We start from the raw sequence: 24,535 nt of genomic DNA, 5'->3' as shown, positions 1-24,535 counted from the left end.
GTTGTTAAAGAAATTAGAAAATCCATTAAGATATTTGTTGTTCTTAATGATTTCCTGCTTAGTTGTCAAAGATCATTTTAACTTCTGATTGTATCATTTAAAGTTAAAGAACATTTTTACAAATCCATTAAGACTGACGCTTTATAAACTAAAGACTAAAAACTTTTAAACTCTATCAATTAAACTTTTAAAATCCTAAAACCCTATATTAGGCTTTTAAATCTTTTAAACTTTAAAACTTCAAGTTACAAGCTTTTTAACCCGTTTAAGAAAGAGAAAGTTAAAAATTTGCAAAAAAGGAAGTGGAATTATATCTAAGAAAGCTTAAGGGGAGGTTAAAAAGAAGGGGGGAGGATTTATCTCGCCACAGCCTTAATAGTTGTTTAAAAAACCCATAAAATCTTGGTTGTTTAGGAATATAGGAATCCCATTCTAAATATCTCTGCAAATTCATTTTACTTAGGTAACAAATGTTTTTGTTGTCTAGCATAAACAACAATAAAGCAAAACCATAAGCTGCATTCAAGACTAGATTCTACGAAATCATCAATACTTAAATCTCTAGCAGACAAACTCGCATTTACATTAGAATTTATCTTAATTAAAACTTAAATAAAGGAGAGGCAACTTGTTTTTTATTTCTGGCATTTTCCTCAAAACTTCTTCCACAAACCAAGCGTAAAAACACTACCATGGGCAGAGGAACTTCCCTATCAGCTCTAAAGACAAAAAACAGCAGTATCAGAGTTTAAACTATAAATTACTCCTAGAGAAAAGGCAAGGGCAGAAGCAAGAATTAAAGATTTTTTGTTAAAAATTACAAAAAAAGACTCGTAAAAATAAAAATGGGGAAGGGAAATTGTTAAGATTTGACAAAGTTTAGAATAATCCTGTTTTGAGGATTTTATAAAGAAACAAGGTTTGATTTTATACAATAGTACGCATATTGATACAAAGGATTATTATGTTTTGCCCTATTTGCAATGTAGATTTAGTAATGAGCGAAAGAAGTGGTGTTGAAATTGATTATTGCCCAAAATGTCGCGGTGTGTGGCTAGATAGGGGGGAGTTAGATAAAATCATAGAAAGAAGTGTGCCACAGAGACAAGGAGAAACGCAAAATTCTCACCCCAATTATCAACAAAATTTGCGCAGATCAGATTCTCACTACAATGATGGCTATTATAAAAAGAAAAAGAGGGAGAGTTGGTTGGGAGAGATTTTTGATTTTTAGCCCAAATATACAACGCCAAATGCCATTCTTGGTTTCAATCAAAAGGGATACAATGACTATTTCAAAAAACATTTCAAGCTTAACAAAAATTACAGATATTTTACATAAAATAAGGGGGGGGGGGCAGAAGCTTAGTTTAAATCAATACTCCAAAGCCCCGATTCTACTTTATTATTATAAAAATGTTCCAAATTTAGGCGATTTATTGAATGCTACCTTGTGCGAAGAACTTTTTAAACTGCCCGTGCATTATTGCGGGGATTTTAATTACAATAGCGCAGTCTTTATCGGTAGCATTTTGCAAAACTTCCTCACACCCCCCAATAAAACCTCTTGCAATATTCCTCTGAAAGTTTGGGGAAGTGGCTTTATTATGCCACCTAGTGGTGCGCAAGAAACCCTTACGCGTCCATTAGAAGTCTATGCTGTACGCGGATTTAAGACCAAAGAAAGATTGGAGCATATTTTCCAAACCAAACTCACAGGAATCGCATTAGGGGACCCGGGATTACTTGCTAGTGCGCTCATTAACGCAAACAAAACTCCCAAAAAATACGAAGTTGGAATCATTCCGCATTACATAGAAAAAAATCTTGATAGCTTTAAAACATTACAAAAAAAGGATTCCAAATAGCGTCCTGCTTGATGTGCAAAAACCGGTTTTAGAAACCTTAAAGGCTATGGCAGAATGTGAAACTATCCTTTCTTCTGCAATGCACGGGTTGATTATCTCCGATGGGCTTGGGATTCCAAACCTTAGAATCAAGGCAAGCAAACGACTAGCAGAGGAAACAAATTGGAAATTTGAAGATTATTATAGTGTCTATGGAATCACACCTTATTCCTTTGATATTAGGCAAGGATTAGAGGAAATCCTGCACTTTGCAGATTTTATGCCACTTTTTGTCAAGGAGCATTATAAGATTCCATAAGAAAAAATAAGCAGAATCAAAAAAGACTTGATTGCAACCTTTCCTTATCAAGATTTCAGTTTAAAAAATGCGTATTATCGCTTAGCATTGTGATATTAAGTGTAAATTTTTAAACAAGGATTCCAAATAATAAGCAAACATAATAAATCATAGCAAAATCTTGCCTTTTAGATTCATTGTCAAGATTTCTTTGTGCATTCTTGGATTACCGCTAAAAATTTTTAAATTCTCTGCAAGAGCTAATCACTGCATTATTGAATTGTTTTCAACAATAGGCAAAATAAAAAGAGAAATTGCGAGTGGCGGAGCGGACGGGGCTCGAACCCGCGACCCCCTGCGTGACAGGCAGGTATTCTAACCAGCTGAACTACCGCTCCAAAAAAGTGGTGGTCGCTATAAGACTCGAACTTATGACATCCACCTTGTAAGGGTGGCGCTCTACCAACTGAGCTAAGCGACCATTAAGGGAAAGCTAAATAAAAGTGGTGACTCCTAGGGGATTCGAACCCCTGTAGCCACCGTGAAAGGGTGGTATCCTAACCGTTAGATGAAGGAGCCACTTTTATTTATCGTGGTGACCCGCGTTGGATTCGAACCAACGGCCCATTCCTTAAAAGGGAATTGCTCTACCAACTGAGCTAGCGGGTCAAAATTAAAAATAAGGAATTGAAATCATACAGATATTTTGCATAAAAGTCAATAGTTTGACAAAAAAACCTTTAAAAATAACAAATAAGCATAAAGGGTGGCTTGTGCTTGGATATAGTTTCTATCCCCCTTAAAATGTAACTGCTCAATCCTTTCTGTGCCTTTTTTGTCCTTAACACCTATAAATACCGTGCCAATGGGTTTGTTTGTACTCCCTCCACTAGGTCCAGCGATTCCACTTGTGGCAAGTGCAAAATCTGCACCAGACAACCTCAAAGCTCCCTCTAACATTTCTCTCACCACCGCTTCACTCACTGCACCAAAACGCATTAAATGTTCTACACTCACCCCCAGCCAAGCCTCTTTAATTACATTAGCATAGCTAATCACACTACCATCAAATGCGGTACTTGCTCCGCCCTCTTTTGTTAGCCAATGAGCAATAAGCCCTCCTGTGCAGCTTTCTGCAGCAGTAATTTTAAGATTATGTTTAGAAAGTAAAGAGATGATACTTTGGGCAAGATTGAAAGTAGGAAAAACTTGATAGGCAAAGGTAGATTCCACCACTTGTGCAAATTCTTTTAAGCATTTCTCGCTATGACTTGTTGCACTTAAAATATCCAAGTTAGAATCTGCATTTAAAATATCCAATGTTACTCCAAAATCCTTTGCGATTCCACCAAGAAGCATTTGCGCACTATCCACATCTATACCCAAAAGATACAAAAACATTCTATGGTTTGCATCTTGATGAAACTGCGACTCTATCAGCGATTGCGTGTGTATTTGGGATTCTGCTTGATTAGCAAAAATATTTTGCAAATCCAACAACCAAACTTTACACGCCTTATCTTTGGCTTTATACTGCATTTTAATAAGGATCTCATCTGCAAACTCTGCGGGAGTCTCTTTGTCCATTTTCCCCCCTTGAGATTCTATGAGAGTTAAAATCTTATTAAAAGAATCATTAGGAGATAAAACGAGTAGATTTGTAGCAAATTTTAAGCTCTGCTTTAAAGAAAGTGCCTCATTACTTCCTTTTTCAGATTCCAAAGAATCGCAAAATACAATCTGATGAATCTCTCCAAAATAATCCCTCGCAAATCTTTGTGCAAAAGAATTCAACGGCTCAAAATCGCGATAATTTTTACCAATACAAAATAAAATATTCAAAATCTTTCCTTTTTATTGTAATATTTTAATTCTTTAATGGTAAAATATTTTAACTATTTTAAAACTTATTTTGGAGGTAAATATGGGTAAAGTTTTAGTTGTTCGTCCAGAAGATGAAAAACCCGGAGAAGTCTATAATAGCAAAGGCAAATTGAATAAAAAGTTTTATGAGAAAGAAATTGTAAAACTACAAATTGAACTCATTAAATTGCAAAATTGGGTAAAAAAATATAATAAAAAAGTCATTATTATATTAGAGGGTCGCGACGCGGCGGGTAAAGGTGGAACAATTAAAGCCTTAAGAGAACATTTGAATCCTCGTGGTTGTCGCGTTGTTGCATTGCAAAAACCAAGTGATGTCGAAGCGACACAATGGTATTTTCAACGCTACATAGATGAGTTGCCAAATGGAGGCGAAATTGTGTTTTTTGACCGCAGTTGGTATAACCGCGCAGGTGTTGAAAAAGTAATGAATTTTTGCACCAATGAACAATATAGAGAATTTATCATTCAAGTTTCACATTTAGAGCAAATGTTGATTGAAAGTGGTTATATAATTTTTAAATTTTTCTTAGATGTTGGACGAGAAGAACAGAAAAAGCGCATTGAAAGCCGCAAAGACGAACCGCTTAAACGTTGGAAACTAAGCCCTATTGATGAATTATCGCTAAATCTTTGGGACGAATACACTGAAGCTTTTGAAAAGATGTTTTCACGCACACATACGCCTTTTGCTCCTTGGCTTATCGTGGATTCTAACGATAAAAAACGTGCGCGTATTAACCTTTCAAGGATTCTACTCTCCAAACTAGATTATGAGGATAAAGATGCTGAAAATGTGTGTTTGTTAGCTGACCCGGGCATTGTAACAACTTATTCTAGCGTTCGTGCATTCTCTCAAGAAAATGAAAATGCAAAGAGAAAGAAAGAGAAAGACAAAAAGAAGGATAAAAAGTAATTACGAGGAGGTTTAGGACTATTGCGATTCTCCTCGCAATGGCAAATTGCAATCCCTCCCCAACTCCTTATTATATATAGCAAACTTCATCTTATCTTTGCAAAATTCCGTAAGGAATCGTGGCAATCTACAAATATAGATTGCCATAACCCTAAAGGGCTTTGCAACAACAAGAACCTCTTGTCATTGCAAGGAGCGGAGCGACGAAGAAATCCATAATGCAGAATCGCCTTTAAAACCTATTTTTCCATTACAAGGAATAAACGCAGTGAGAGGCGAAGCAATCCATAATTTTGCAAATTAAACTCTGCAACTCCACACCCAAAAACAACAGAATCTCGCTTTAAACTCCATTGCCTTAATTCTCTAAAGCTCATCATTACGGATTGCTTCGCTTTGTTCGTAAAGACGAGGTGGTAAAGCTTTAAGTGTGCAAGATTATGGATTGCCACGACTTCTTACGAAGTCTCGCAATGACAGAAAGACTAACCACTGCGTCATTGCGAGATTCCGCATTAACAGAATCGTGGCGTGTGTTGCGTAAGCAAACTCACCCACTTTAGCGCAAATCTATAATGGCGCAAACAGAGCGTTTTGTTTTTCGTCATTGCGAAGCCTCGTTAGAGGCTGTGGCAATCTATAATATTGGATTTCTTTAAAGATTCCATTGTTTGATTTATTTTTCGCAAGATTATGGATTGCTTCACTTTGTTTGCAAGAACGAAGCAGAATCCACTTAGGATTCCACTCTTAAGGCTTTTTGATAAGATACCTTATCGTAGCTCCTAGTTGCTCCACCCCTAGCACTTCATAGCCGTGATTTTTCGCATCAATGGGGATATTATTAATGCTTTGGGGGCAATCGCTTAGCACCTCCAAAATCTCCCCACTTTTAAGCTCGGGCAACACCTCTAAAGTTCTCACCGCAGGATAAGGGCAAGGCTCACCCTGCAAGTCCAATCTAAAATTTGGGATAATCTCTTGTTGTTTCATTGCTCCACTCCTTTAAGCGCGTTCAAATCGTTTATTTTTCGCAAAATATTGCCGTTCAATCCATAGCACAAAGGCAAGAAAAGCAAAGAGCAACACATAACTAACTACCAATCCACCATAATTTCCAAAGGATTCTAAAAGATTGATTTTTGGAAAGCTTGTCGCAAGTGGCTCTGCATAATAATCCCAAGTCGCCGCTAGAAGCGTAGAGCCGATGACATTTCCGATTCCTACAATCCAATAATGCACCTGCCCTTCCACCGCACGATACATCCAACCACATTCACAACCCCCAGCAATCACGATTCCAAAGCCAAAGAGCAATCCACCAATCACCGCATTGGGTGCAGCCCACATAATTTTAGGCGGAAGCCCTAGCATAATATAGCTAAACACGCCAATGGTGGAGACTAGCATACCGATAATAACGGCGCGCGCCATATATCCGCGTCCTGTGATAAACAAATCTCTAAAGGCAGAGGTAAAGCAAATCTGTGCGCGTGAAATAATAAAGCCAAAGCCCACACCAAATAGCATAGCAATAGCCAAAACAGGAATCCTTTTGCCCTCTGGAATCTTACCATACGCCATTAAATAAGTCGCCCAAATCCCCACAGCAACAAGCGTTAGAACGCCTAATACAAAAAGGAATTTCGCGCGGTTTTCGTTCTCTGTGCGACTTCCAATGTTGGCTTGGTGTTCCACTCTTTCTAGCTTTGTATGAGAGCGAAAGAGCGGGAGCAAAACAACCTTTGTGCCTAACCAAACGCCCACAAGCGTCATAATTGTAAAAAACCACGCGTGCAAGCTAAATTGCGGAATCCCTGTAAAGAAACTCGCCAAATTACAACCCATACCAATCCTTGCACCAAACCCCGCAATAATCCCACCAATAAGGGCTTGAGCGATTCTAATATTGCTTTGAGGCAAACGGAACTTGACATTATTTGCCATTGCCGCAGCGGCAAACGCCCCTGCAAACATTCCAATAATCATCACACCATCTACCCTATCTAGTGGAGTTCCTTGCAAACCTAGAATCTTAAAATAACCCCAAGTGCTTGTATCCACGCCCAAAAGATTCATAATGTGTCCGCCCCAACGCGTAAATTCACCTGTAACAGCCCAATAAGTCCCCGTCAAACCAAAATAATAAGCAGCCATTACACCAAGCGCAATAATCGCAGGCATAGGCGACCAAAATTTGACGAGGAATCTTTGCTTGTAATCTTGAAACATTTTGATTCCTTAAACGATAAAAGTAATAAATTAACAGACATTTAAGACATATTCAGAAAGAAAGAATGAGAAGTCATCATCTGTGCGCTTTAACCCGAAAGCATAATTTAGGGTGGAATCATAACATAATTTTATGCTAAACGATACAATATGCCTTATATTTTATTGTTTTAAGCAAAAATGGAGTTTTGATGGTGTCCCTGATGCGATTCGAACGCATGACCTCACGATTAGGAATCGTGTGCTCTATCCTGCTGAGCTACAAAGACAATGCTAAAGAATATTTGGGAATCGCCTGAACGAATGTCAGGCGTTATTAAAGAAGGAGTTATTTTTTGCCTTTTTTAGCAGCAGCAACTGCGTCTTTAAGACCTTTTCCAGCTTTAAATTTAGGAACAAATTTATCATTTGTTTTGTATTTTTTAGTTGTTCCGGGAACAAGACCCTCTTTGCCTTTTTGAAACACGGCTTCAAACTTACCAAAACCTACTAATTCAATGCTTTCTTTTTTTGCAAGTGCTTTGCTCACTGCTACTGTGAAGGTACTGATTGCTCTTTCAGCCTCTTTTTTTGTTTCATACTCACCGACCTCTTTAACTAGATCAACAAATTCTGATTTGTTCATTTTGGAAACCTCCATAAAATTTTTAACGCAACTATTTTAGCACAAAATTTAAGATTTTCAAGCCTTTTCTAAAGAAAAAATCAATTTTATTTTATATTTTTAACAAAAAATGACTCAAATGCGCTAAAAACTCATAATATCGCTTAAATTTTGCCCTTTAAAAATCTGTTAAGGAAGTTTTAAATAATATTTTCGGGACTATTTTCAATACGACGATTTATTTTGAAGGAGAAAAAATGGCGGTAAAAGTCGCAGTCAATGGAACAGGGAGAATAGGTTTATGCGTTTGCAAAATCTTAAGCGAACGCACAGATTTAGAGCTTGTAGCACTGAATACTACAATGCCGATTGATACGCTTGTGCATTTGCTCAAATACGATTCCGTGCAAAAAAATAGTGAGGTAGAAAAATTAAGCGAAAGCAGCATTCGCATTGGCAAACAAAAAAATATCCAAATCATTAGCACACGCGAAATCAAAGAGACTAACTTTGGCAAATTTGGCGCACAACTTGTCCTAGAATGCACAGGAGCATTTAACGACCTCAACAAGGCAAGTGCGCATCTCTATGGTGGCATTAAGCGCGTAGTGATTTCTGCTCCTGCTACGGATACTCCTACTTTTGTTTATGGCGTCAATCACACAAGCTACCAAGGAGAATCCGTGATTTCTAACGCAAGCTGCACCACAAATGCACTTGCACCCATTGCAAAAGTCTTGCACGATAATTTTACAATTCTTAGCGGATTAATGACAACAATTCACAGCTACACAAACGACCAAAACCTTTTGGATTCTAAGCACAAAGACTTGCGCCGTGCGCGTGCCGCAGCACTCAATATGATTCCAACTTCCACAGGTGCAGCCAAAGCAATTGGGCTTGTAATGCCGGAATTAAAAGGTAAACTCAATGGTTTTGCAATACGCGTCCCAACACCCGATGTTAGCGTGGTGGATTTAACTTGTGTAACCCAAAAAGAAGTGAGCAAAGATTCTATTAATGCAGTCTTTGAATCCGCCGCGAAAGGAAGCTTTAAAGATTTAATCTTGGTGGATAATGAAAAACGCGTTTCAGGGGATTTCATCGGAAGCACTTATAGTAGCATTTTTGTGCCAGATTGCACGGTAGTTGTAGGCGAAAACCAACTCAAAGTGGTTGCGTGGTATGACAATGAATGGGGCTATTCTACGCGTTTAGTGGATATGGCAAGTTTTGTTGGCTCTAGTCTTTAAGGATTTTTAAGGATTCAAGCGATGATGACTTTAACCAACACTTATTCACATTTTTTGCAAGATTATCCTAACTTTTTTGATAAAAAAAACTTGGATTTATTTTTTCAAAAAGTTCTTGTGGAACGCAATAGTCATCTTAGCGGATATTATGATTTACCTTTCGCAAAAAATCGAGCAATCTTTGATTATTTAGCGCAAAAAAAAGAATTTTTAGATTCTATTTCTAATATCATTATTGTAGGAATCGGTGGAAGTTCTCTTGGAACAAAAGCGATTGACGCTCTACTCTCCCATCAAAGCAACCGCAAAAAAATTAAATTGCGATTCTTAGAACACACCGACCCTATTATTATCCGAAAAGACTTGCAACGCATCAAATACGAAGAGACCCTCTTTATCGTCATCTCAAAATCCGGGCTTACCATTGAAACTACTTCGCTTTTTAAATATATTTTAGCGCGATTCTCTCTGCTCAAACCAGAACGCAAAAAGCACTTGCTAACCATTACCGATGAAAATTCTCCACTTTTTAAATGGAGCAAAAGCCAAGAAATAGATTCCATAACCATTGCTCCAAACATTGGTGGGAGATTCTCCGTCCTTAGTGCGGTGGGCTTACTGCCTCTTGCAATTTTGGGTTATAACATTCAAGCCATTTTAAAAGGCGCGAGTATTATTAGTAATAGATTCTTTAAAGAGCGCAGAGACAATATACTCAAAAAAGCACTATTTCTAGCAAAACACGAAAGCAAATATCCTATCAATGTCTTATTCTCTTATTCTAGCGTTTTTCGTCATTTTAATGCTTGGTATGTGCAACTTTGGGGAGAATCTCTCGGTAAGCTAGATATGTATGAACAAAGACGTGGTTTGACGCCCATTGCGCTCATTGGTAGCATTGACCAACATTCTTTTTTGCAGCTCATTATGCAAGGACCTGCAAACAAAACCATAACCTTTTTGAGTGTTAAAAACTTTTTGCAAAAACCACTATATATTCCAGATATTAGTCTGCAAGGCTTAGAATCTACAAATTTTGTCAATCAAACCTCTTTTAACCAGCTTCTAAAACTGCAATGTATCTCCACAAAAGAAAGTATCATTGCGCAAAATGTTCCAGTGGATTCCATTGTTCTTGAATCTCTTAATGAAGAAAATGTTGGTGCATTAATCTTTTATTATGAATTACTCACTTCTTGCGTGGGGATTTTGTTACAAATCGATACATATAACCAACCCGGCGTAGAATTTGGAAAACAGATATTAAGGGAAAAATTTACACACTCTTAAAAATTTTTATCTTTTTTTTCTTACTTTATACTCTACTTATCCTAAAAAATCTTACAATAGATACAATCTTATATTTTAAAGGATTGCTATGGGTTTCATTCAAACGATAAAAGAAAAGGCAAGAGCAAATCTGCAAAAGATTGTCTTGCCAGAAACAAGCGATTTAAGAACTTTGGAGGCTGCACATACTGCACTAAAAGAAGGAATTGCAAAGATTATTTTGATTGGCGATGAAAAAGAAATCAAACAACGCGCAAAAGAAAAGAATTTGAATTTAGACAATGCGGATTTTATTAATCCTGCAAGTTGTGATTCTTTGGAATCTTATGTGGAATTGTTTGTAAAATTACGAGGGCATAAGGGTTTAAGCGAGAAGTCTGCACGCGCACTTTTGCTTGAAAATCCCCTCTATTTTGGTGTGGCACTTGTCAAATCCAAAGTCGCCGATGGTATGGTAGCAGGTGCTATTAATTCCACTGCTGATGTGTTACGCGCTTCCTTGCAGATTTTAGGGACAAAAAAGGATTCCAAGCTTGTATCTGCGTTTTTTTTGATGATTGTCCCTGATTGCACTTATGGAGAAAATGGAATCTTTATTTTTGCAGATAGTGGCTTGGTGCAGAATCCAAACGCACAAGAACTTGCCTCCATTGCAATAGATTCTGCAAAGAGTTTTGAAGCTTTGGTGGGTAAAGAAGCTGTTGTAGCAATGCTTTCACACTCTACTAAAGGCAGTGCCAAGCACCCTGATGTGGATAAAGTCATAGAAGCTACACGCATTGCAAAGGCAGAAGCACCGCATATTGCGCTTGATGGGGAATTTCAACTTGACGCGGCGATTGTGCCAAGCGTTGGAAAATCTAAAGCACCTGATAGCGCAATCGCGGGACGCGCAAATGTGCTTGTTTTTCCAGATTTAGACGCAGGAAATATTGGCTATAAATTAGTCCAAAGATTAGCAAAGGCGGAAGCCTATGGACCAATCACACAAGGAATCGCAGGGGCTGTCAATGACCTCTCACGCGGTTGTAGCAGTGAAGATATTGTTGGCGTGATTGCAATTACCGCTCTTCAAGCCCAACAGAATAAATAAGGAGTAAATATGGATGTTTTAGTAATTAATTGCGGAAGTTCTTCTCTTAAATATCAACTAATTAATACCAATACAGAGGAAGTTTTAGCTTCAGGCTTATGCGATAGAATCGGAATTGCGGGTGGGCAGTTTAGCTATAAACCAAAAGGCGGAGAAAAATCCACGCAAAATGTGGATATGCCCGACCACGAAGTAGCAGTAAAGCTCGTGCTTGAAGCATTGGTTAATCCACAAAATGGAATCATCAAGTCTTTAGGGGAAATCAAAGCCATTGGACATAGAATCGTGCATGGCGGGGAGCATTTTACCCATTCTGCATTAGTGAATGACGAAGTGATTCGCCATATTGAAGAGTGTTCTGACTTAGCACCTTTGCATAATCCTGCGCATTTACTAGGAATTAGAGCATGTCAGCATTTAATGCCCGATACGCCTATGGTAACCGTCTTTGACACCGCATTCCACCAAAGTATGCCACCTCACGCATATATTTATGGTTTGCCCTATGAATACTACGAGAAATATAAAATCCGCCGCTATGGATTCCACGGCACAAGCCATAGCTATGTCTCCAAACGCACGGCGGAATTTCTAGGAATCCCGCTAGAGGATTCCAAAATTATTACCTGCCATTTGGGTAATGGTTCTAGTATTTGCGCAGTTAAGAATGGAAAAAGTATTGACACAAGTATGGGCTTAACTCCACTTGAAGGCTTGGTAATGGGAACAAGAAGTGGGGATTTAGACCCCGCAATTATTGATTATATTGCACAAAAAGAAAATCTAAGCACAAAAGAAGTTTTAAATATTTTAAACAAAAAGTCCGGCGTGCTTGGAATCTCTGGGCTTTCTAGTGATTTTAGAGACTTGCTTGCTGCCGATGAAGAGGGCAACTTGAAAGCGCGTTTTGCTAGGGAAGTCTTTGCTTATCGTGTGGCAAAATATATCGGTGCTTATACTGCGGCACTTGTTGGGGTAGATGCGATTACTTTTTGCGCTGGAGTAGGCGAGAATGCAAAATTTATTCGCGGAAAAATCGTCTCAAACTTGCATTTCTTAGGAATCAATCTTGATGAAAAAGCTAATCTTGAGACCGTGGGCAAAGAGGGCATTATTTCCACTCAAGATTCTAAAGTTAAAGTCTGCGTAATCCCTACAAATGAGGAATTAATGATTGCTAGAGATACGCGTGAGATTGTTTTAAAAGCACAAGAACATTAAATCCACAAGCCTCGCAATGGCACAAATAAGTCATTGCGAGATTCTACAAGGAATTGTGGCGCACCTTTTGTTCTTGCGAAAAAATTTGAAAAATTTTCGTGGCAATCTATCACTCTGCACAAAGTAAATTAAACAATAAAATCTTGAAATATGAACATAAAGTTTAATGATGAATTTTGCAGTTATTATGGATTGCTTCGTCCTATTTGTCCTTACAATGGCGAGGTAGTTTAGCTCTTTTGTCATTGCGAGAATTGCAACGCAATTCGTGGCAATCTATAATTTTGCACTTCTTTAAGATTCCATTGTAAGCTTTTGTGGTTTGTTTGGTGATAGATTGCTTCGTCATTCGCTTCGCTCACTCGCAATGACGCATTAGTCAGCAGATACTTGTTATTCTCTCAAAAATCCATATTCATAGACTTTGGATTCTATGGTTTTAGCAAGGAGTTTTAAAGCATAGTTAAGATTTCCTAGTAAATCTTTATAATAAGAATCTTGCGCCTTTTGGGGTGGATTCATCTTGCCCTTGTCGCTAAAGCCTTGAAAATATGCTTTAATGTCATAAAGAGAGGCGTTGGGATTATAGGGATTTGCAGAATCCTTAAATTCTTGAGAATGATAATATTTCCAAAGCTCCAATCCCGCCTTGAAAACTTCCTGTGCCTCTGCGCTAAATTCTAGTGGCTTTGTAGGGACAAAGCAAGTTTGCTCTAAGTCCTCCCTGCTAAAAAGTGCATTGTTGGATTCTATGCTTTTGGAATTGCGCCTAATTTTGCCCTTAATAAAGTCCCGCATAAAGTGGCTTTCAAAGGCTTCCTTTGCCCCTACTTGCGATTCGCTAAAAGGGATAAAGTGATTTACGCCCTCCTTGCTTGTAATGCGATTTTGTCCGTGAAAGAGTGTAAAAGCCAAACAATCGTTTTGAAATGTAGAATCCTTTTGCCATTCCTCATTGGGATAAAGAAATTGGTCGCGGTCGTTTAGCCAAGTCGCGGGGATACAATGGCGCACAGCGAAATAGAGGGCAAATGGAATAATATTGCTTTGGGTAAAATTTAGGCAATATCTTGCTAAAGGACGAGAAAGAATGCAAACTTTTTGTTGATTTTGAAAATCACTAGGATAGTTTGACATCATTCCAAGACTTTGCTCTTGCGTATTTTTAAAACAAACCCACCACTGATTTAGTGATTTATGTTTATCCAATATAGTATAGAATCTCTTTTTCCCTACAAATTCTCCATTCCTTTCAAACACATCAAGTTCTATGGCTTTCATTGTGTCCTCAACAAGTTTTGTAATATTTCGCGTAGTTCCTCTTTTGTGGTTTTACCCTCTGCCACAGCAACCACAACATCTTCTAGGTTTTGGTAAAAATTCTCTAGCAAGATTTTAGGATAATTCATCACAATAAAAGTTCTAGCTACAAGCAATGTGGTGCGCTTGTTTCCATCTAAAAAAGGGTGAAACTTCACACAAGCAAATACAATATGTGTGAGTTTATCTATAAAATTGGGATAATAATCGTTGTTTTGAATTTGCTGCAAAGCGGATTCCAAAAGCCCAATTTGCTGGGGATTCACCCCTTTTAATCCTTGCATTGCTTCTATCATTTGCTGATGCAAAGTCATAACATCTTGAATATTTAGGTATTTCATTTATCTTTTAATCTCTCAAAAACTGCATAATTTTCGGGTAACAAAAAGTCTTTGATTGTCTCCTCAATGTATTTTTGATTATTAGATTCATCATTTTTGGATTCATATTGTGCGTTAATGGACCTTGAAAATTCCTCAACTTTTGGTAGAAATTTCTCTTCTACATTTTTTAAGATGATTGTCATTTTTGCTCCTTTTATTTTGCGCTATTATAACCTATTCCTTATCTATTTCCCCCAAATCCCACACCAAAAAGCCGATGGGAAATTGCCCCTTGACATTATCAAAAGTATCAGCGGGGCATAGAAAACCTGCAAGAAACTTTGCCTTAAAAGTCTCACGAAACTTCACAAAATTACTTGCATTAAGATATTTGAGCTTGGAAAATGCGGCAAGTTTGCAGTTTGGAATCTCTTTATAAATTCTTATAAAAAATTGCGCAAAAAGTTCGTTACTTGCTTTGCCCAAAGTTTCTTTATACTTTTCATAGGTGGCATTACCCAAGCTTACACCACTTTTGTTTTTGCCTGTCCCTGCTGGTGTCGTGCCTGAAGTCGCCTCCGCATAGGGTGGGTTAATGAAAATGATGAGCTTTTTACGCTCTGCTTCATTTTGTAAAATATTTTGTAGCTTTTTGGGGAGTTTAGATTCTTGACATTCTTTACAAGCAGAATCTAACTTGTCTTTATGCTTCTCACAAGGCTTATCAAAGAATTTATCGTTTAGAAAGTCAAATTGAAAAATATGATTTTGCAAAAGGGATAAATGTTTGTTCTCTGCTAATTCTTGCATAATTTTCACATCTGCTTTATCCAAAGTGGAAGCATAGAGGTTTTGCGATTCTGTGAGATTTGCTAGGAGATTCCCTGTCCCTGCCGCACAATCCCATACATAATATTCGCTCTGCCAATCCTCACCTAAGGCTTTGCTAAGATAAGTTTGCGCTTTTTGCACCCAAATTTGCGGGGTGAAAAACGCTCCCTTGCGCTCTCGTATGTCGCTAGGCACAAGCAAATCGCGCCTATCTATAATGTAATCCCAATATTCTTGTCTTGGCGGACGCTCATAGAGATTCCAAAACTCTGTGTGGGCTTTTTGATTATCCTTAAAGGTAGTTGTTTCATTAATGATTGAACCTATATTTGTTTTTTGTTTGTTATACTCATAATAAGTCTTTTTTAGGGCAACAAAAAGCTTATCTTTGATACTCATATTTTCTTCGCTTAGCAAATCCGCTAGATAAAAATCCGCGTCTAAAATCCCTGCATTTTTGGCAAGATTCCAATCAATGCTAATGGAATCCTTTACCTTTAGTAGCCATTTTTGATAGATAAGATTAAAGTTATTTTTGGTAATTTGGATTTTGTGTAAATGCTGATTGTTAGGTGTGAAGTTTGTTTTGATAAACTTTTGCAATTCTTTAGAATCCGCACTGAAAGTAAAAAGTAATTTTTGGGATTCTAAAAGCTCTTTGCTCGTTGCGTAGAGTTGTTTAAACTCCTTAGAATCGTGATTGCTAGGCGTAACATTCCAATTAAAGTCATTTTGATTGAAAATATCCATTACTGCGTAGTAGGGAATAAAGGCGATTTTTTCTGCGTCCAATGCACCTAAAAATAGTGGTGGAAGCTCATTTTCAAAGGTGTGTTCCTTACCAATAGTTAAGATAAGCTGCACAAAGGATTCTATCATATCGCTTTTGCTACCCTTTTTCGCCTCTGCCCAAAGGAAGTGAATAGGTTGAAAAGAAGTATCGCTTTTGTAGGATACGCAAAAATCTATTCTACCAAGCTGCCTTGTGGTGTCAAACTCTTTGAAAAAATCTTTTTTTACTTTGCTCTTTAGCTCTTCTTCTGCAATGTTTAGGGAATACATTTCATCTCTTTATTATCAATCTTACGCAATTATAATCTTAGAATCTATGTAAAAAACTGAAAAACTTTTTATTTTGAAATTTTTATTTGTTTTAGCTACAATAAAACTTTTAAAATTTAGGAGAAAAAATGGCTTTGGACGAAAACAAACAAAAAGCGATTGAACTTGCCATTAAGCAGATTGATAAAGCCTTTGGTAAAGGTGCGTTAATCAGACTTGGAGATAAACCGGTAGAAAAGATTGACGCGATTAGCACAGGCTCTTTAGGGCTTGATATTGCGCTAGGAATTGGCGGAATCCCAAAGGGGCGCATTGTTGAAGTGTATGGACCCGAAAGCTCGGGCAAAACAACATTAGCACTACAAGTCGTTGCAGAATGTCAAAAAGCGGGTGGAATCTGCGCATTCATTGATGCAGAACACGCGCTAGATGTTACTTACGCAAAACGGCTAGGCGTAGATGTGGAAAACCTGCTTGTCTCTCAACCAGATTTTGGCGAACAAGCCCTAGAAATCCTAGAAACGCTTACAAGAAGCGGTGGTGTGGATTTAATCGTCATTGACTCGGTGGCAGCTCTTACACCAAAAAGTGAGATTGATGGCGATATGGGAGACCAACACGTGGGGCTACAAGCGCGTTTAATGAGCCAAGCATTACGAAAAGTAACAGGCGTGATTCACAAAATGAATACCACGGTGATTTTTATCAATCAGATTCGTATGAAAATCGGCGTAATGGGCTATGGAAGCCCTGAAACGACAACAGGTGGAAATGCGCTTAAATTCTACGCAAGCGTGAGGATTGATGTCCGCAGAATCGCAACCCTCAAACAAGGCGAACAAAATATCGGAAATCGTGTCAAAGCAAAAGTGGTTAAAAACAAAGTTGCACCACCCTTTAGAGGAGCGGAATTTGATATTATGTTTGGCGAGGGAATCAGCAAAGAGGGCGAATTGATTGATTATGGCGTGAAGCTTGATATTGTAGATAAAAGCGGTGCGTGGCTAAGCTATAAAGACAAAAAGCTTGGGCAAGGCAAGGAAAATGCAAAAGCATTTTTAAAAGAAAATCCAGAAATTGCACAAGAAATTGAGGAAAAAATCAAAGCTTCCATTTCAATTTCTGATGATTTATCTAGTGATGATTCAGAAATAGAATAAACACAAGGGACCAAAATGATAAAAGGTATTTTTAAAATCAGTTGTGTTGCGATTCTTGTAAGTGCGTTCAGCCATTTTGCACTAGCGGAGGATAAGTCTTGTTGCACTATTGTGGGGGCGGGAGGCTTTACTTTAAGCGAAGAGGACAAAGCAGCTTTGCAAGACAATAAAGAAACCAAAGAGAGTAAATCTGAAAAGACAAACGACAAACCAAACAAGGAGAAACAATGATTTACATTGATGAAGTCAATGCGCAAGAAGTTTTAGACAGCAGAGGAAATCCTACAATTAAAGCAACAATTGCTTTAAGCGATGGCAATGTGGCAAGTGCAATCGTGCCAAGTGGCGCAAGCACAGGCAAGAGAGAGGCGTTAGAGTTGCGCGATAACGAGGAGCGGTTTTTGGGCAAAGGCGTGTTAAAGGCGTGTGAAAATGTCAATACCACGATTTGCGATTCTATTGCGGGTTTAAGCCCATTTGACCAAGCTGTGATTGATAATCTCCTCATAGAGCTAGATGGCACAGAAAACTTTTCCAATCTAGGCGCAAACGCAACACTTGGCGTTTCTATGGCAGTTGCACGCGCTGCGGCAAAAAGCCTCAATATCCCTTTATATCGTTATTTGGGTGGCGCAAATGCACTCACACTTCCAATCCCAATGCTAAACATCATCAATGGCGGAAGCCACGCAGATAACACGGTGGATTTTCAAGAATATATGATTATGCCTGTGGGATTTGAATGCTTCAGTGAAGCACTACGCGCAAGTGCAGAGATTTACAAATGCCTTAAAAAAATCCTAAAAGATTCCAAACATATCACAAGTATTGGCGATGAGGGAGGATTCGCACCCAATCTTAAAACTAACGAAGAGCCGATTCAAATCATTTTAGAAGCAGTAAAAAAAGCGGGTTACAAAGAGGGCGAACAAATCGCAATCGCCCTAGATGTCGCAAGTAGCGAGTTTGTCAATGACAAGGGCATTTATTGCCTTAAGGGCGAGGGGCGCAATCTAAGCAGTGAGGAACTCATTGAGTATTATGAAAAGCTGATTGCAAAATACCCGATTGTCTCTATTGAAGATGGCTTGAGTGAGGACGATTGGGAGGGTTGGAGCAAACTAACGCAAAGACTAGGCAATAAAGTGCAGCTTGTAGGCGATGATTTGTTTGTAACAAATGCAAAAATTTTACAAGAGGGAATCACAAAAAATATCGCAAATGCGATTTTGATTAAGCCTAACCAAATTGGCACAATTAGTCAAACAATGCAGACAATCCGCCTAGCACAGCGCAACAATTACCGCTGCATTATGAGCCACAGAAGCGGGGAGAGCGAGGATAGCTTCATCGCAGATTTTGCAGTGGCACTAAACACGGGAGAAATTAAGACAGGCTCAACCGCAAGAAGTGAGAGAATGGCGAAATATAACCGCTTACTTGCGATTGAAAATGAGTTGGGATTCCCTGTGTATTTGGGCAAAAAACTCTTTAAATAATGGAATCACTAGAGTTTAAAAAGGGCGGATTCTATAAGCTTTTGCCTTTTTTGAGCCTTGTTTTATTGATTTGTTTGCTAGGAGTTTATTTTGGCAATTTACTCTTTGGCAACAATTCTTTAAGTGTGCTTCTAAATCTTAAGGATAAAGAATCCCAAATGCGTCAAGAGGTGGATCGCTTAATGCACGAAAATGCAAATCTACAAAAAGAACTTTTTGAACTGAAAGGACTTGAACCCCAATGAAATCTTTATATTTAATTGTTGTTACTATTTTACTTGCAAATTTTACATTCGCTCAAGAAAATGAACCAAAAGCTCTACCAGAGATTCCATCTTTAAGTATTGATATGCAAAAACAACCCGATAAAGAACTCCCAAAAACTCCATTGGCACAACCAAGCACCCTTGCGATTCCTCAAAAAGAATTGCAATCCAACCAAAATGCCACACAAACAACTAACGCAATGCCTTTAACTGAAGAAAGCACAGAAAATAACGAAACCAAAAAAAATCGCGACCCTTTTACTCCCATCATTACGCCTAAAATTAGCGGACAAATCACCAATGCTCCTCAATTGGATTTATTTACCAAAACAGAACTTATTTTGCCCTCCACTGCTAGAAAAATCAAAAAAATCACTTTGGAATACCAAAATCTCAATGGTTCCATTTCAAGCATTGAACAAAACCTTGAGGGCGATATTGATTGGCATTTTCCGCTCGTATTAAGTCAAGAAGTGCAGCCCGAAGCCCCAAAAGTTTTGGACAAACAAAGCTTTATGTTAGGAAATTTATTTGATTTTGAAATCGCAAAACAAAACATTAAACTAAAGACATCTCTTAAAAGACTACGTGATTTTACCCTTGCTTCTCCTACGCGTTTAGTGCTAGATTTTCAAGCACCAAACAAAACAACACTGCAAGAGACTTTTGATTCACAAATTCCCTCTATTCCAACGATTACCCTAAGCACGCACTTGGACTTTTATCGCATTACTTTCAGTCTTGATGGGCAATACAAATATAAAATTACTCAAATTTCAAGCGGGAATTACACAATTGAACTCTACTAATTGCGTTCTTATTGGCTTTATGGGTAGCGGCAAAAGCACGATTGCTAGGGCTTTACACAAGGCTAATTCCGCACTAATTTTAGATAGCGATTCTATGATTGAAAACAACGAGAACTTAAGCATTAAAGAGATTTTTGCACATTATGGCGAGACATATTTTCGGGATTTGGAATCCAAATTTTGCACCTTTGTCGCGCAAAATGTGCGTAATGCAATCATCTCCACAGGTGGTGGAATGCCAATGTTTTGCGATGTTAAAGTAATGGGTAGGGTTTTTTTCTTGCATTTGGAGTTTGAGGAAATTTTAGAGAGGCTAAGCGCGGAGGAAACCGCCAAACGCCCTTTATTTCAAGACAAGGATTCCGCATTTAAACTCTACCAAGAGCGTCTAAAAACTTACCAAAACTCCGCACATTACACGATTAATGCAAATCAAAGCATTCAGATGATTACACAAGAAATTTTGGAGAAATTGTGCATTTAATTTTTATCCGATTTAAGATTTCTAAAGTGGGTGGTGCAGAAAAATACCTTTTGCGCTTAAAGGAAGGTTTAGAATCACAACACCAACAAGATTCCAAGCAAACCAATTCAAAAGTTGAAATTTTCTCTAGCGGAGATTATGGGCAATCCCCTAAATTTCATATCACTCTCCCCTCTTTCTTACCCTCTTTTTTAAAATTTCTTTATTTTTTATTTGTTTATGAAAAATACTATAAACAACACCGCGATTCTGTTTTTTTTAGTTTAGAACGCGTTTTGCACTGCGATATTTATCGTGCGGGTGATGGAATCCACAAAGAATGGCTAAAAATAAAAACCAGCCACAATATTTGGCTCCGAATCAAAAGCTATTTTAATCCCATCAATTTTCTTTACACCTTTATAGAATCCAAACTTTTTTTAAATGCAAAAATTATTATTGCCAACTCCAAAATGATTCAATCCTCTTTGATAGAAAACTTTAAGGTTCCCCCTCAAAAGATTCGCGTCATTTATAATGGTATTCCTTTGCCCTCCACTTTGGATAAAGTATCCTCTAAAGACAATCTCACTAGAGAGTTTCCAATCTTAAAGAATAAAATCCTTTTGCTTTTTGTCGGTAGCGGTTATAAACGAAAAGGCTTACGAGAGGCACTTCTAATGCTATCCAATCTCCCGCATAAAAATTGGCATTTTTTAATCATCGGCAAAGAAAAAAAACAAAAACAATACGAGCAACTCGCAATAAAATTAAACCTTTCTCAAAATACATTGTTTTTGGGTGCGCAAACTGAAGTTTCACGATTTTATGCCGCAAGTGATATTTTCCTCTTTCCAACAATCTACGAACCTTGCTCCAATGCTACACTAGAAGCCGCAAGTTTTGAAAATGCGATTTTAACCACCAAACAAAATGGCGCGGGAGAATTGTTTGATTCCACTCTTTTATTGGATTCTCCACAAAACATTGCCTATGGAAGCGACATTTTAACAAAACTCTTGAGTGATTCCTCTTTCTTAAAAAAAACGCAAAAGGACTGCGCAAAAGCCGTCAGCTCTTTAAGCGTCCAAAACAATCTCCAACAAACCCTGCAAATCATTAATGAGTTGAGCAATGAACATCTTAGTTAGAATCCCAAATTGGTTAGGCGATGCGGTGATGGCAACTTATGCGCTAGAGATTTTATTTGATCGCTTCCCCAACGCGCATTTCTACTTAGTCGGAAGCCCTGTAAGCGTTGCGCTTTTTGCGCATTATCCGCGTGTTAGCATTTTGGTAGATTCCAGCAAAAAAGCAAAATGTAGAATCCTAAGCCTATACAAACTTGCAAAAAAAATTCCACCCTGCACTTTAGCCTTTACCTTTCAAAACAACCTGCTCTCCGCGCTTTTACTCTATTTTAATAGCGCAAGATTCCGCGTAGGTTTTGCCAAAGAAATGCGAAGTTTCTTACTGCACCACCACCCCAAGAAGCCCAAAAACACTCACGAGGCAATGCGTTTTGCAATGCTTGTAGAATCTGCATTGCACTCTCCAAGATTCCAAGCCTTGCAAATCCCAATCTACTCTCACGCGCCCATTGAACCCAAACTCTACCTCAAAAAACCCAATCTGCAAATCACCTTACCCAAACATTTTCAAGATTCCAAAATCGCAGGGATTAACGCGGGGGCAGCCTTTGGAGCGGCGAAAAGATGGGAGGAATCTTATTTTGCTGAAGTGATTGCATATTTTTTGCGACAAAATTACAATATCATTCTCTTTGGCGTGGAGAGTGAGAATCCCATTAACACCGCTATTATAGAACATACACAAAAGCTCCACCCCACACAGAATCGCATTTTAAATCTAAGCGGACAAACTACGATTGAAAGCCTCATTGCATATTTCCTTAAACTTGATTTTTTGCTTACAAATGACAGCGGTCCTATGCACATTGCAAGCGCATTGGGGATTCCAACACTAGCCCTTTTTGGTCCTACAAACACGCAAGAAACTTGCCCTTTTAATGCTAAAAATGCACATATCCTCTCACTTGAAACACTAGGCAAGAAACTCCCTTGTATGCCTTGTATGCAACGCACTTGCCCACTTTCTAAAGATTCTAAAGACTACCACGCCTGTATGCGGAATCTCACACCAAATTTTGTGATTAGCAAAATTCAATCCCTTATAAGCGAAGTTTAAATAAAATCCACCCAAAAATTAAAGCGAGTCGCAATGAGAACTTTAAATGTCGGACATTCCCCTGATGCGGACGATTTATTTATGTATTACGCCATTGCTTTTGGCTGGGTTAGTGATGGCGCAATCCATTTGGAATCCTGTGCGCTAGATATTGAAACACTAAATTGCAAAGCCCTAGAGGGTGCATTGGATATTTCTGCGATTTCTTTTGGCGTTTATCCTCTCTTGGCGCAAGAGCAATGCCTACTAAGGACGGGGGTAAGCTTTGGCAATGGCTATGGTCCAAAGCTAATTAAGCTTAAGGGTAAGGCGTTAAAGAAAAACTTTAAAGTCGCCCTAAGCGGTGCGCACACAACCAACGCAATGCTTTTTAGAATCGCTTACCCACAAGCAAGAATCGTTTATAAAAATTTTCTTGAGATTGAAAATGCGGTGCTAAGCGGTGAAGTTGATGCGGGTGTGCTAATCCACGAATCCATTTTAACTTTTGATGAAAGACTAGAAGTAGAACGCGAGATTTGGGATATATGGTGCGATTTAAACAAACAGGGCTTACCCTTGCCGCTCGGGGGAATGTGTATCCGCCGCTCCCTTCCTTTAAGCACCGCCATTGTTTGCGAGGAAATGCTGACAAAAGCGGTGAAAGTCGCGCTAGAGAACAAACCACTTTTATCCAAAATGCTAGAGGAGCGGAATCTTATCCGCGTAGATTCTAAGAAGCTTGAAACCTACCTCAACCTTTATGCAAACGAGGATTCCATAACCCTTAACCAAACGCAACTTAACGCAATCAACGCACTCTTTAAAATCGGCTATGATTCTAAAATCTACACACAAATTTTAAATGCAGAGGACTGCCTAATCCCTTTAGAATACAGAGATTTTCGCAACAGCTAAACAAGTCCCATTTTTGCCTTAGCTTCCGCGTAGGTGGCGGTGGCGATTTTTTGTGCAGATTCTGTGCTTTCCTCTAGGATTTTATGGAGATAATCTTGCTCCAAAATCAGCTTAGAATAAGATTCCCTAATGGGGCGCAACCCCTCAATGACGACTTCAGCCACCCTTTCTTTTAATTTTCCATAACCAAGCCCAGCAAATTCCGCTTCAATCTCCTCTGCTTTTTGTTGCGTGAAACATTGATAAATATTCAGCAGATTATAAACCCCTGCGCGATTCTTATCAAAGGCGATGATTCCCTCACTATCGGTTGTTGCCTTTTTAAATTTCTTTAAAATCACATCGGGCGTATCAATGAGCGCAATAGAGTGGTTAGGCTTATCGCTAGAGCTTTTGCTCATCTTTTTTGTAGGGTCATCTAGCCCCATAATCCGCGCACCCTCTTTTAAAATCAAGGGTTCAGGCACAACAAAAGTCTCACCATAATCGCGATTGAAGCGCATTGCTGTATCCCGCGCTAATTCAATATGTTGCTTTTGGTCTTCGCCCACTGGCACGAGATTGCTTTGATACAGCAAAATATCCGCACTCATTAAGTTAGGGTAATTAAAAAGCCCTGCAAAAATGCTTTTAGGATTTTTCGCACTCTTGTCTTTAAACTGCGTCATACGGCTTAAATCGCCCATTGGCGTAATACAAGTGAGTAGCCACGCTAAGGAAGTATGTTCTTGGATTTGTGATTGGATAAAAAGCGTGGATTTTTGCGGACTAATCCCACAAGCAAGGAGCATTGCGCACAAATCATAGGTTTTTTGGCGCAAGACTTTCGGGTCTTGTGGAATCGTAATTGCGTGAGAATTGACAACACAAAAGATATTTTCATATTTTTCTTGATTTTCCACCCAATTCTTGACTGCACCCAAATAATTTCCTAAATGAATATTGCCTGTGGGTTGAATCCCTGAAAATACGCGCGGTTTATGTTGCATTAAAAGCCCTTTTTGTAAAAAATATGCGCAATTATACTTAAAATCCGCACTAAAAGAGACAGATTTTAAA

Annotated in this window: 29 protein-coding genes and 5 tRNA genes; 18 read left to right on the top strand and 16 right to left on the bottom strand. The window is 38.4% G+C overall.

The window, feature by feature from the left end:
- Positions 1-964 precede the first annotated feature (964 nt).
- From BS85_RS0103670 to BS85_RS0103660, 3 genes are read left to right on the top strand one after another with little or no spacing between them, the layout of a single operon-like run.
- Positions 965-1,234 carry a TFIIB-type zinc ribbon-containing protein gene (locus tag BS85_RS0103670; protein ID WP_026943610.1) on the top strand — a complete coding sequence of 90 codons (270 nt, stop codon included), beginning with the start codon at positions 965-967 and terminating at the stop codon, positions 1,232-1,234.
- Between the two features lie 52 nt (positions 1,235-1,286).
- Positions 1,287-1,868 carry a hypothetical protein gene (locus tag BS85_RS0103665; protein ID WP_026943609.1) on the top strand — a complete coding sequence of 194 codons (582 nt, stop codon included), beginning with the start codon at positions 1,287-1,289 and terminating at the stop codon, positions 1,866-1,868.
- Positions 1,828-2,166: a glycosyltransferase family protein gene (locus tag BS85_RS0103660; RefSeq protein WP_026943608.1), complete on the top strand. Its 339-nt coding sequence runs from the start codon at positions 1,828-1,830 to the stop codon at positions 2,164-2,166. Before BS85_RS0103665 ends, BS85_RS0103660 begins: the two co-directional genes overlap by 41 nt.
- Positions 2,167-2,466: 300 nt before the next feature.
- Here the strand turns inward: BS85_RS0103660 and BS85_RS0103655 are convergent.
- The 5 genes from BS85_RS0103655 to BS85_RS0103635 all read right to left on the bottom strand — a co-directional run bounded on the left by BS85_RS0103655 (position 2,467) and on the right by BS85_RS0103635 (position 3,987).
- Positions 2,467-2,543: transfer RNA gene (locus BS85_RS0103655), tRNA-Asp, on the bottom strand.
- A gap of 7 nt (positions 2,544-2,550) precedes the next feature.
- Positions 2,551-2,626, bottom strand: a tRNA-Val gene (locus tag BS85_RS0103650).
- Positions 2,627-2,649: 23 nt separating this feature from the next.
- Positions 2,650-2,724 (bottom strand) — tRNA-Glu (locus BS85_RS0103645).
- A 14-nt stretch (positions 2,725-2,738) separates the two neighbouring features.
- Positions 2,739-2,814 (bottom strand) — tRNA-Lys (locus BS85_RS0103640).
- A 48-nt stretch (positions 2,815-2,862) separates the two neighbouring features.
- Positions 2,863-3,987 (bottom strand): CinA family protein, encoded by a 1,125-nt coding sequence (locus BS85_RS0103635; RefSeq protein ID WP_026943607.1) that lies wholly within the window; start codon positions 3,985-3,987, stop codon positions 2,863-2,865.
- 82 nt (positions 3,988-4,069) lie between these two features.
- Between BS85_RS0103635 and ppk2 the strand changes: the two genes are divergently transcribed.
- Positions 4,070-4,945 carry a polyphosphate kinase 2 gene (gene ppk2, locus BS85_RS0103630; RefSeq protein ID WP_026943606.1) on the top strand — a complete coding sequence of 292 codons (876 nt, stop codon included), beginning with the start codon at positions 4,070-4,072 and terminating at the stop codon, positions 4,943-4,945.
- 239 nt (positions 4,946-5,184) lie between these two features.
- On the opposite strand, the gene BS85_RS11280 is transcribed toward ppk2, so the two are convergent.
- Positions 5,185-5,325 carry a hypothetical protein gene (locus BS85_RS11280; protein ID WP_156938034.1) on the bottom strand — a complete coding sequence of 47 codons (141 nt, stop codon included), beginning with the start codon at positions 5,323-5,325 and terminating at the stop codon, positions 5,185-5,187.
- Between the two features lie 48 nt (positions 5,326-5,373).
- Here BS85_RS11280 and BS85_RS12045 point away from each other — a divergent pair, with 48 nt between their 5' ends.
- Complete coding sequence (locus BS85_RS12045; RefSeq protein WP_281173564.1) at positions 5,374-5,508, top strand: hypothetical protein; 135 nt, start codon at positions 5,374-5,376, stop codon at positions 5,506-5,508.
- Positions 5,509-5,695: 187 nt separating this feature from the next.
- Here BS85_RS12045 and yedF read toward each other — a convergent pair whose 3' ends face one another.
- From yedF to BS85_RS0103605, 4 genes are all read right to left on the bottom strand, one after another.
- On the bottom strand, positions 5,696-5,938 hold the full coding sequence (gene yedF / locus BS85_RS0103620; RefSeq protein WP_026943604.1) for a sulfurtransferase-like selenium metabolism protein YedF: 243 nt from the start codon (positions 5,936-5,938) through the stop codon (positions 5,696-5,698).
- A 12-nt stretch (positions 5,939-5,950) separates the two neighbouring features.
- On the bottom strand, positions 5,951-7,177 hold the full coding sequence (gene yedE, locus BS85_RS0103615) for a selenium metabolism membrane protein YedE/FdhT (protein WP_026943603.1): 1,227 nt from the start codon (positions 7,175-7,177) through the stop codon (positions 5,951-5,953).
- Positions 7,178-7,369: 192 nt separating this feature from the next.
- Positions 7,370-7,446 (bottom strand) — tRNA-Arg (locus tag BS85_RS0103610).
- A 59-nt stretch (positions 7,447-7,505) separates the two neighbouring features.
- On the bottom strand, positions 7,506-7,802 hold the full coding sequence (locus tag BS85_RS0103605) for an HU family DNA-binding protein (protein WP_026943602.1): 297 nt from the start codon (positions 7,800-7,802) through the stop codon (positions 7,506-7,508).
- 236 nt (positions 7,803-8,038) lie between these two features.
- Here BS85_RS0103605 and gap point away from each other — a divergent pair, with 236 nt between their 5' ends.
- The 4 genes from gap (at position 8,039) to BS85_RS0103585 (ending at position 12,638) form a co-directional block, all read left to right on the top strand.
- Entirely contained in the window at positions 8,039-9,034 is a 996-nt protein-coding gene (gap, locus tag BS85_RS0103600) for a type I glyceraldehyde-3-phosphate dehydrogenase (RefSeq protein WP_026943601.1), read from the top strand.
- 21 nt (positions 9,035-9,055) lie between these two features.
- Positions 9,056-10,324 carry a glucose-6-phosphate isomerase gene (locus BS85_RS0103595; RefSeq protein ID WP_026943600.1) on the top strand — a complete coding sequence of 423 codons (1,269 nt, stop codon included), beginning with the start codon at positions 9,056-9,058 and terminating at the stop codon, positions 10,322-10,324.
- 88 nt (positions 10,325-10,412) lie between these two features.
- On the top strand, positions 10,413-11,417 hold the full coding sequence (gene pta / locus BS85_RS0103590) for a phosphate acetyltransferase (protein WP_026943599.1): 1,005 nt from the start codon (positions 10,413-10,415) through the stop codon (positions 11,415-11,417).
- Between the two features lie 9 nt (positions 11,418-11,426).
- The gene (locus BS85_RS0103585; protein WP_026943598.1) at positions 11,427-12,638 is read left to right on the top strand and encodes an acetate kinase; all 1,212 of its coding nucleotides are present in this window, start codon (positions 11,427-11,429) and stop codon (positions 12,636-12,638) included.
- A 202-nt stretch (positions 12,639-12,840) separates the two neighbouring features.
- Here BS85_RS0103585 and BS85_RS11275 read toward each other — a convergent pair whose 3' ends face one another.
- Genes BS85_RS11275 through BS85_RS0103565 form a run of 5 tightly spaced genes read right to left on the bottom strand, consistent with a single transcriptional unit; the run spans position 12,841 to position 16,174 of the window.
- On the bottom strand, positions 12,841-12,987 hold the full coding sequence (locus BS85_RS11275; RefSeq protein WP_156938033.1) for a hypothetical protein: 147 nt from the start codon (positions 12,985-12,987) through the stop codon (positions 12,841-12,843).
- 44 nt (positions 12,988-13,031) lie between these two features.
- On the bottom strand, positions 13,032-13,919 hold the full coding sequence (locus tag BS85_RS0103580) for a hypothetical protein (RefSeq protein WP_051604667.1): 888 nt from the start codon (positions 13,917-13,919) through the stop codon (positions 13,032-13,034).
- The gene (locus tag BS85_RS0103575) at positions 13,916-14,299 is read right to left on the bottom strand and encodes a type II toxin-antitoxin system death-on-curing family toxin (RefSeq protein ID WP_026943596.1); all 384 of its coding nucleotides are present in this window, start codon (positions 14,297-14,299) and stop codon (positions 13,916-13,918) included. Before BS85_RS0103575 ends, BS85_RS0103580 begins: the two co-directional genes overlap by 4 nt.
- Positions 14,296-14,484: a hypothetical protein gene (locus BS85_RS0103570; RefSeq protein WP_026943595.1), complete on the bottom strand. Its 189-nt coding sequence runs from the start codon at positions 14,482-14,484 to the stop codon at positions 14,296-14,298. The genes BS85_RS0103575 and BS85_RS0103570 overlap by 4 nt, the downstream gene beginning before the upstream one ends.
- 31 nt (positions 14,485-14,515) lie before the next feature.
- Positions 14,516-16,174, bottom strand: a complete 1,659-nt coding sequence (locus BS85_RS0103565) for a hypothetical protein (RefSeq protein ID WP_026943594.1) — start codon at positions 16,172-16,174, stop codon at positions 14,516-14,518.
- 128 nt (positions 16,175-16,302) lie between these two features.
- Here BS85_RS0103565 and recA point away from each other — a divergent pair, with 128 nt between their 5' ends.
- The 9 genes from recA to BS85_RS0103520 are packed head-to-tail and all read left to right on the top strand — an operon-like array spanning position 16,303 to position 23,476.
- Positions 16,303-17,334, top strand: coding sequence for a recombinase RecA (gene recA / locus BS85_RS0103560; RefSeq protein WP_026943593.1), 1,032 nt, complete (start codon positions 16,303-16,305; stop codon positions 17,332-17,334).
- 15 nt (positions 17,335-17,349) lie between these two features.
- Positions 17,350-17,565, top strand: a complete 216-nt coding sequence (locus BS85_RS0103555; protein WP_026943592.1) for a hypothetical protein — start codon at positions 17,350-17,352, stop codon at positions 17,563-17,565.
- Positions 17,562-18,833 carry a phosphopyruvate hydratase gene (eno, locus tag BS85_RS0103550; RefSeq protein WP_026943591.1) on the top strand — a complete coding sequence of 424 codons (1,272 nt, stop codon included), beginning with the start codon at positions 17,562-17,564 and terminating at the stop codon, positions 18,831-18,833. The genes BS85_RS0103555 and eno overlap by 4 nt, the downstream gene beginning before the upstream one ends.
- Entirely contained in the window at positions 18,833-19,078 is a 246-nt protein-coding gene (locus BS85_RS0103545) for a hypothetical protein (RefSeq protein ID WP_211246895.1), read from the top strand. The genes eno and BS85_RS0103545 overlap by 1 nt, the downstream gene beginning before the upstream one ends.
- Complete coding sequence (locus BS85_RS0103540; RefSeq protein ID WP_245596276.1) at positions 19,075-19,908, top strand: AMIN domain-containing protein; 834 nt, start codon at positions 19,075-19,077, stop codon at positions 19,906-19,908. Before BS85_RS0103545 ends, BS85_RS0103540 begins: the two co-directional genes overlap by 4 nt.
- Entirely contained in the window at positions 19,895-20,392 is a 498-nt protein-coding gene (locus BS85_RS0103535) for a shikimate kinase (RefSeq protein WP_026943588.1), read from the top strand. The genes BS85_RS0103540 and BS85_RS0103535 overlap by 14 nt, the downstream gene beginning before the upstream one ends.
- Complete coding sequence (locus BS85_RS0103530; RefSeq protein ID WP_026943587.1) at positions 20,383-21,522, top strand: glycosyltransferase family 4 protein; 1,140 nt, start codon at positions 20,383-20,385, stop codon at positions 21,520-21,522. The genes BS85_RS0103535 and BS85_RS0103530 overlap by 10 nt, the downstream gene beginning before the upstream one ends.
- Positions 21,506-22,579, top strand: a complete 1,074-nt coding sequence (gene waaF / locus BS85_RS0103525) for a lipopolysaccharide heptosyltransferase II (protein ID WP_026943586.1) — start codon at positions 21,506-21,508, stop codon at positions 22,577-22,579. Before BS85_RS0103530 ends, waaF begins: the two co-directional genes overlap by 17 nt.
- A 33-nt stretch (positions 22,580-22,612) precedes the next feature.
- A complete protein-coding gene (locus tag BS85_RS0103520) occupies positions 22,613-23,476 on the top strand; it encodes a menaquinone biosynthesis family protein (protein WP_026943585.1) in 864 nt (287 codons plus the stop codon).
- Here the strand turns inward: BS85_RS0103520 and trpS are convergent.
- The gene (gene trpS / locus BS85_RS0103515) at positions 23,473-24,465 is read right to left on the bottom strand and encodes a tryptophan--tRNA ligase (protein WP_026943584.1); all 993 of its coding nucleotides are present in this window, start codon (positions 24,463-24,465) and stop codon (positions 23,473-23,475) included. The two genes, BS85_RS0103520 and trpS, sit on opposite strands and share 4 nt — an antisense overlap.
- Positions 24,466-24,535: the final 70 nt, after the last annotated feature.

It is taken from the genome of Helicobacter rodentium ATCC 700285, assembly GCF_000687535.1.
Classification (GTDB): Bacteria; Campylobacterota; Campylobacteria; order Campylobacterales; family Helicobacteraceae; genus Helicobacter_D; species Helicobacter_D rodentium.
Note: the sequence above shows the minus strand (reverse complement) of the source record. Positions and strands in the feature narration are given on the sequence as shown.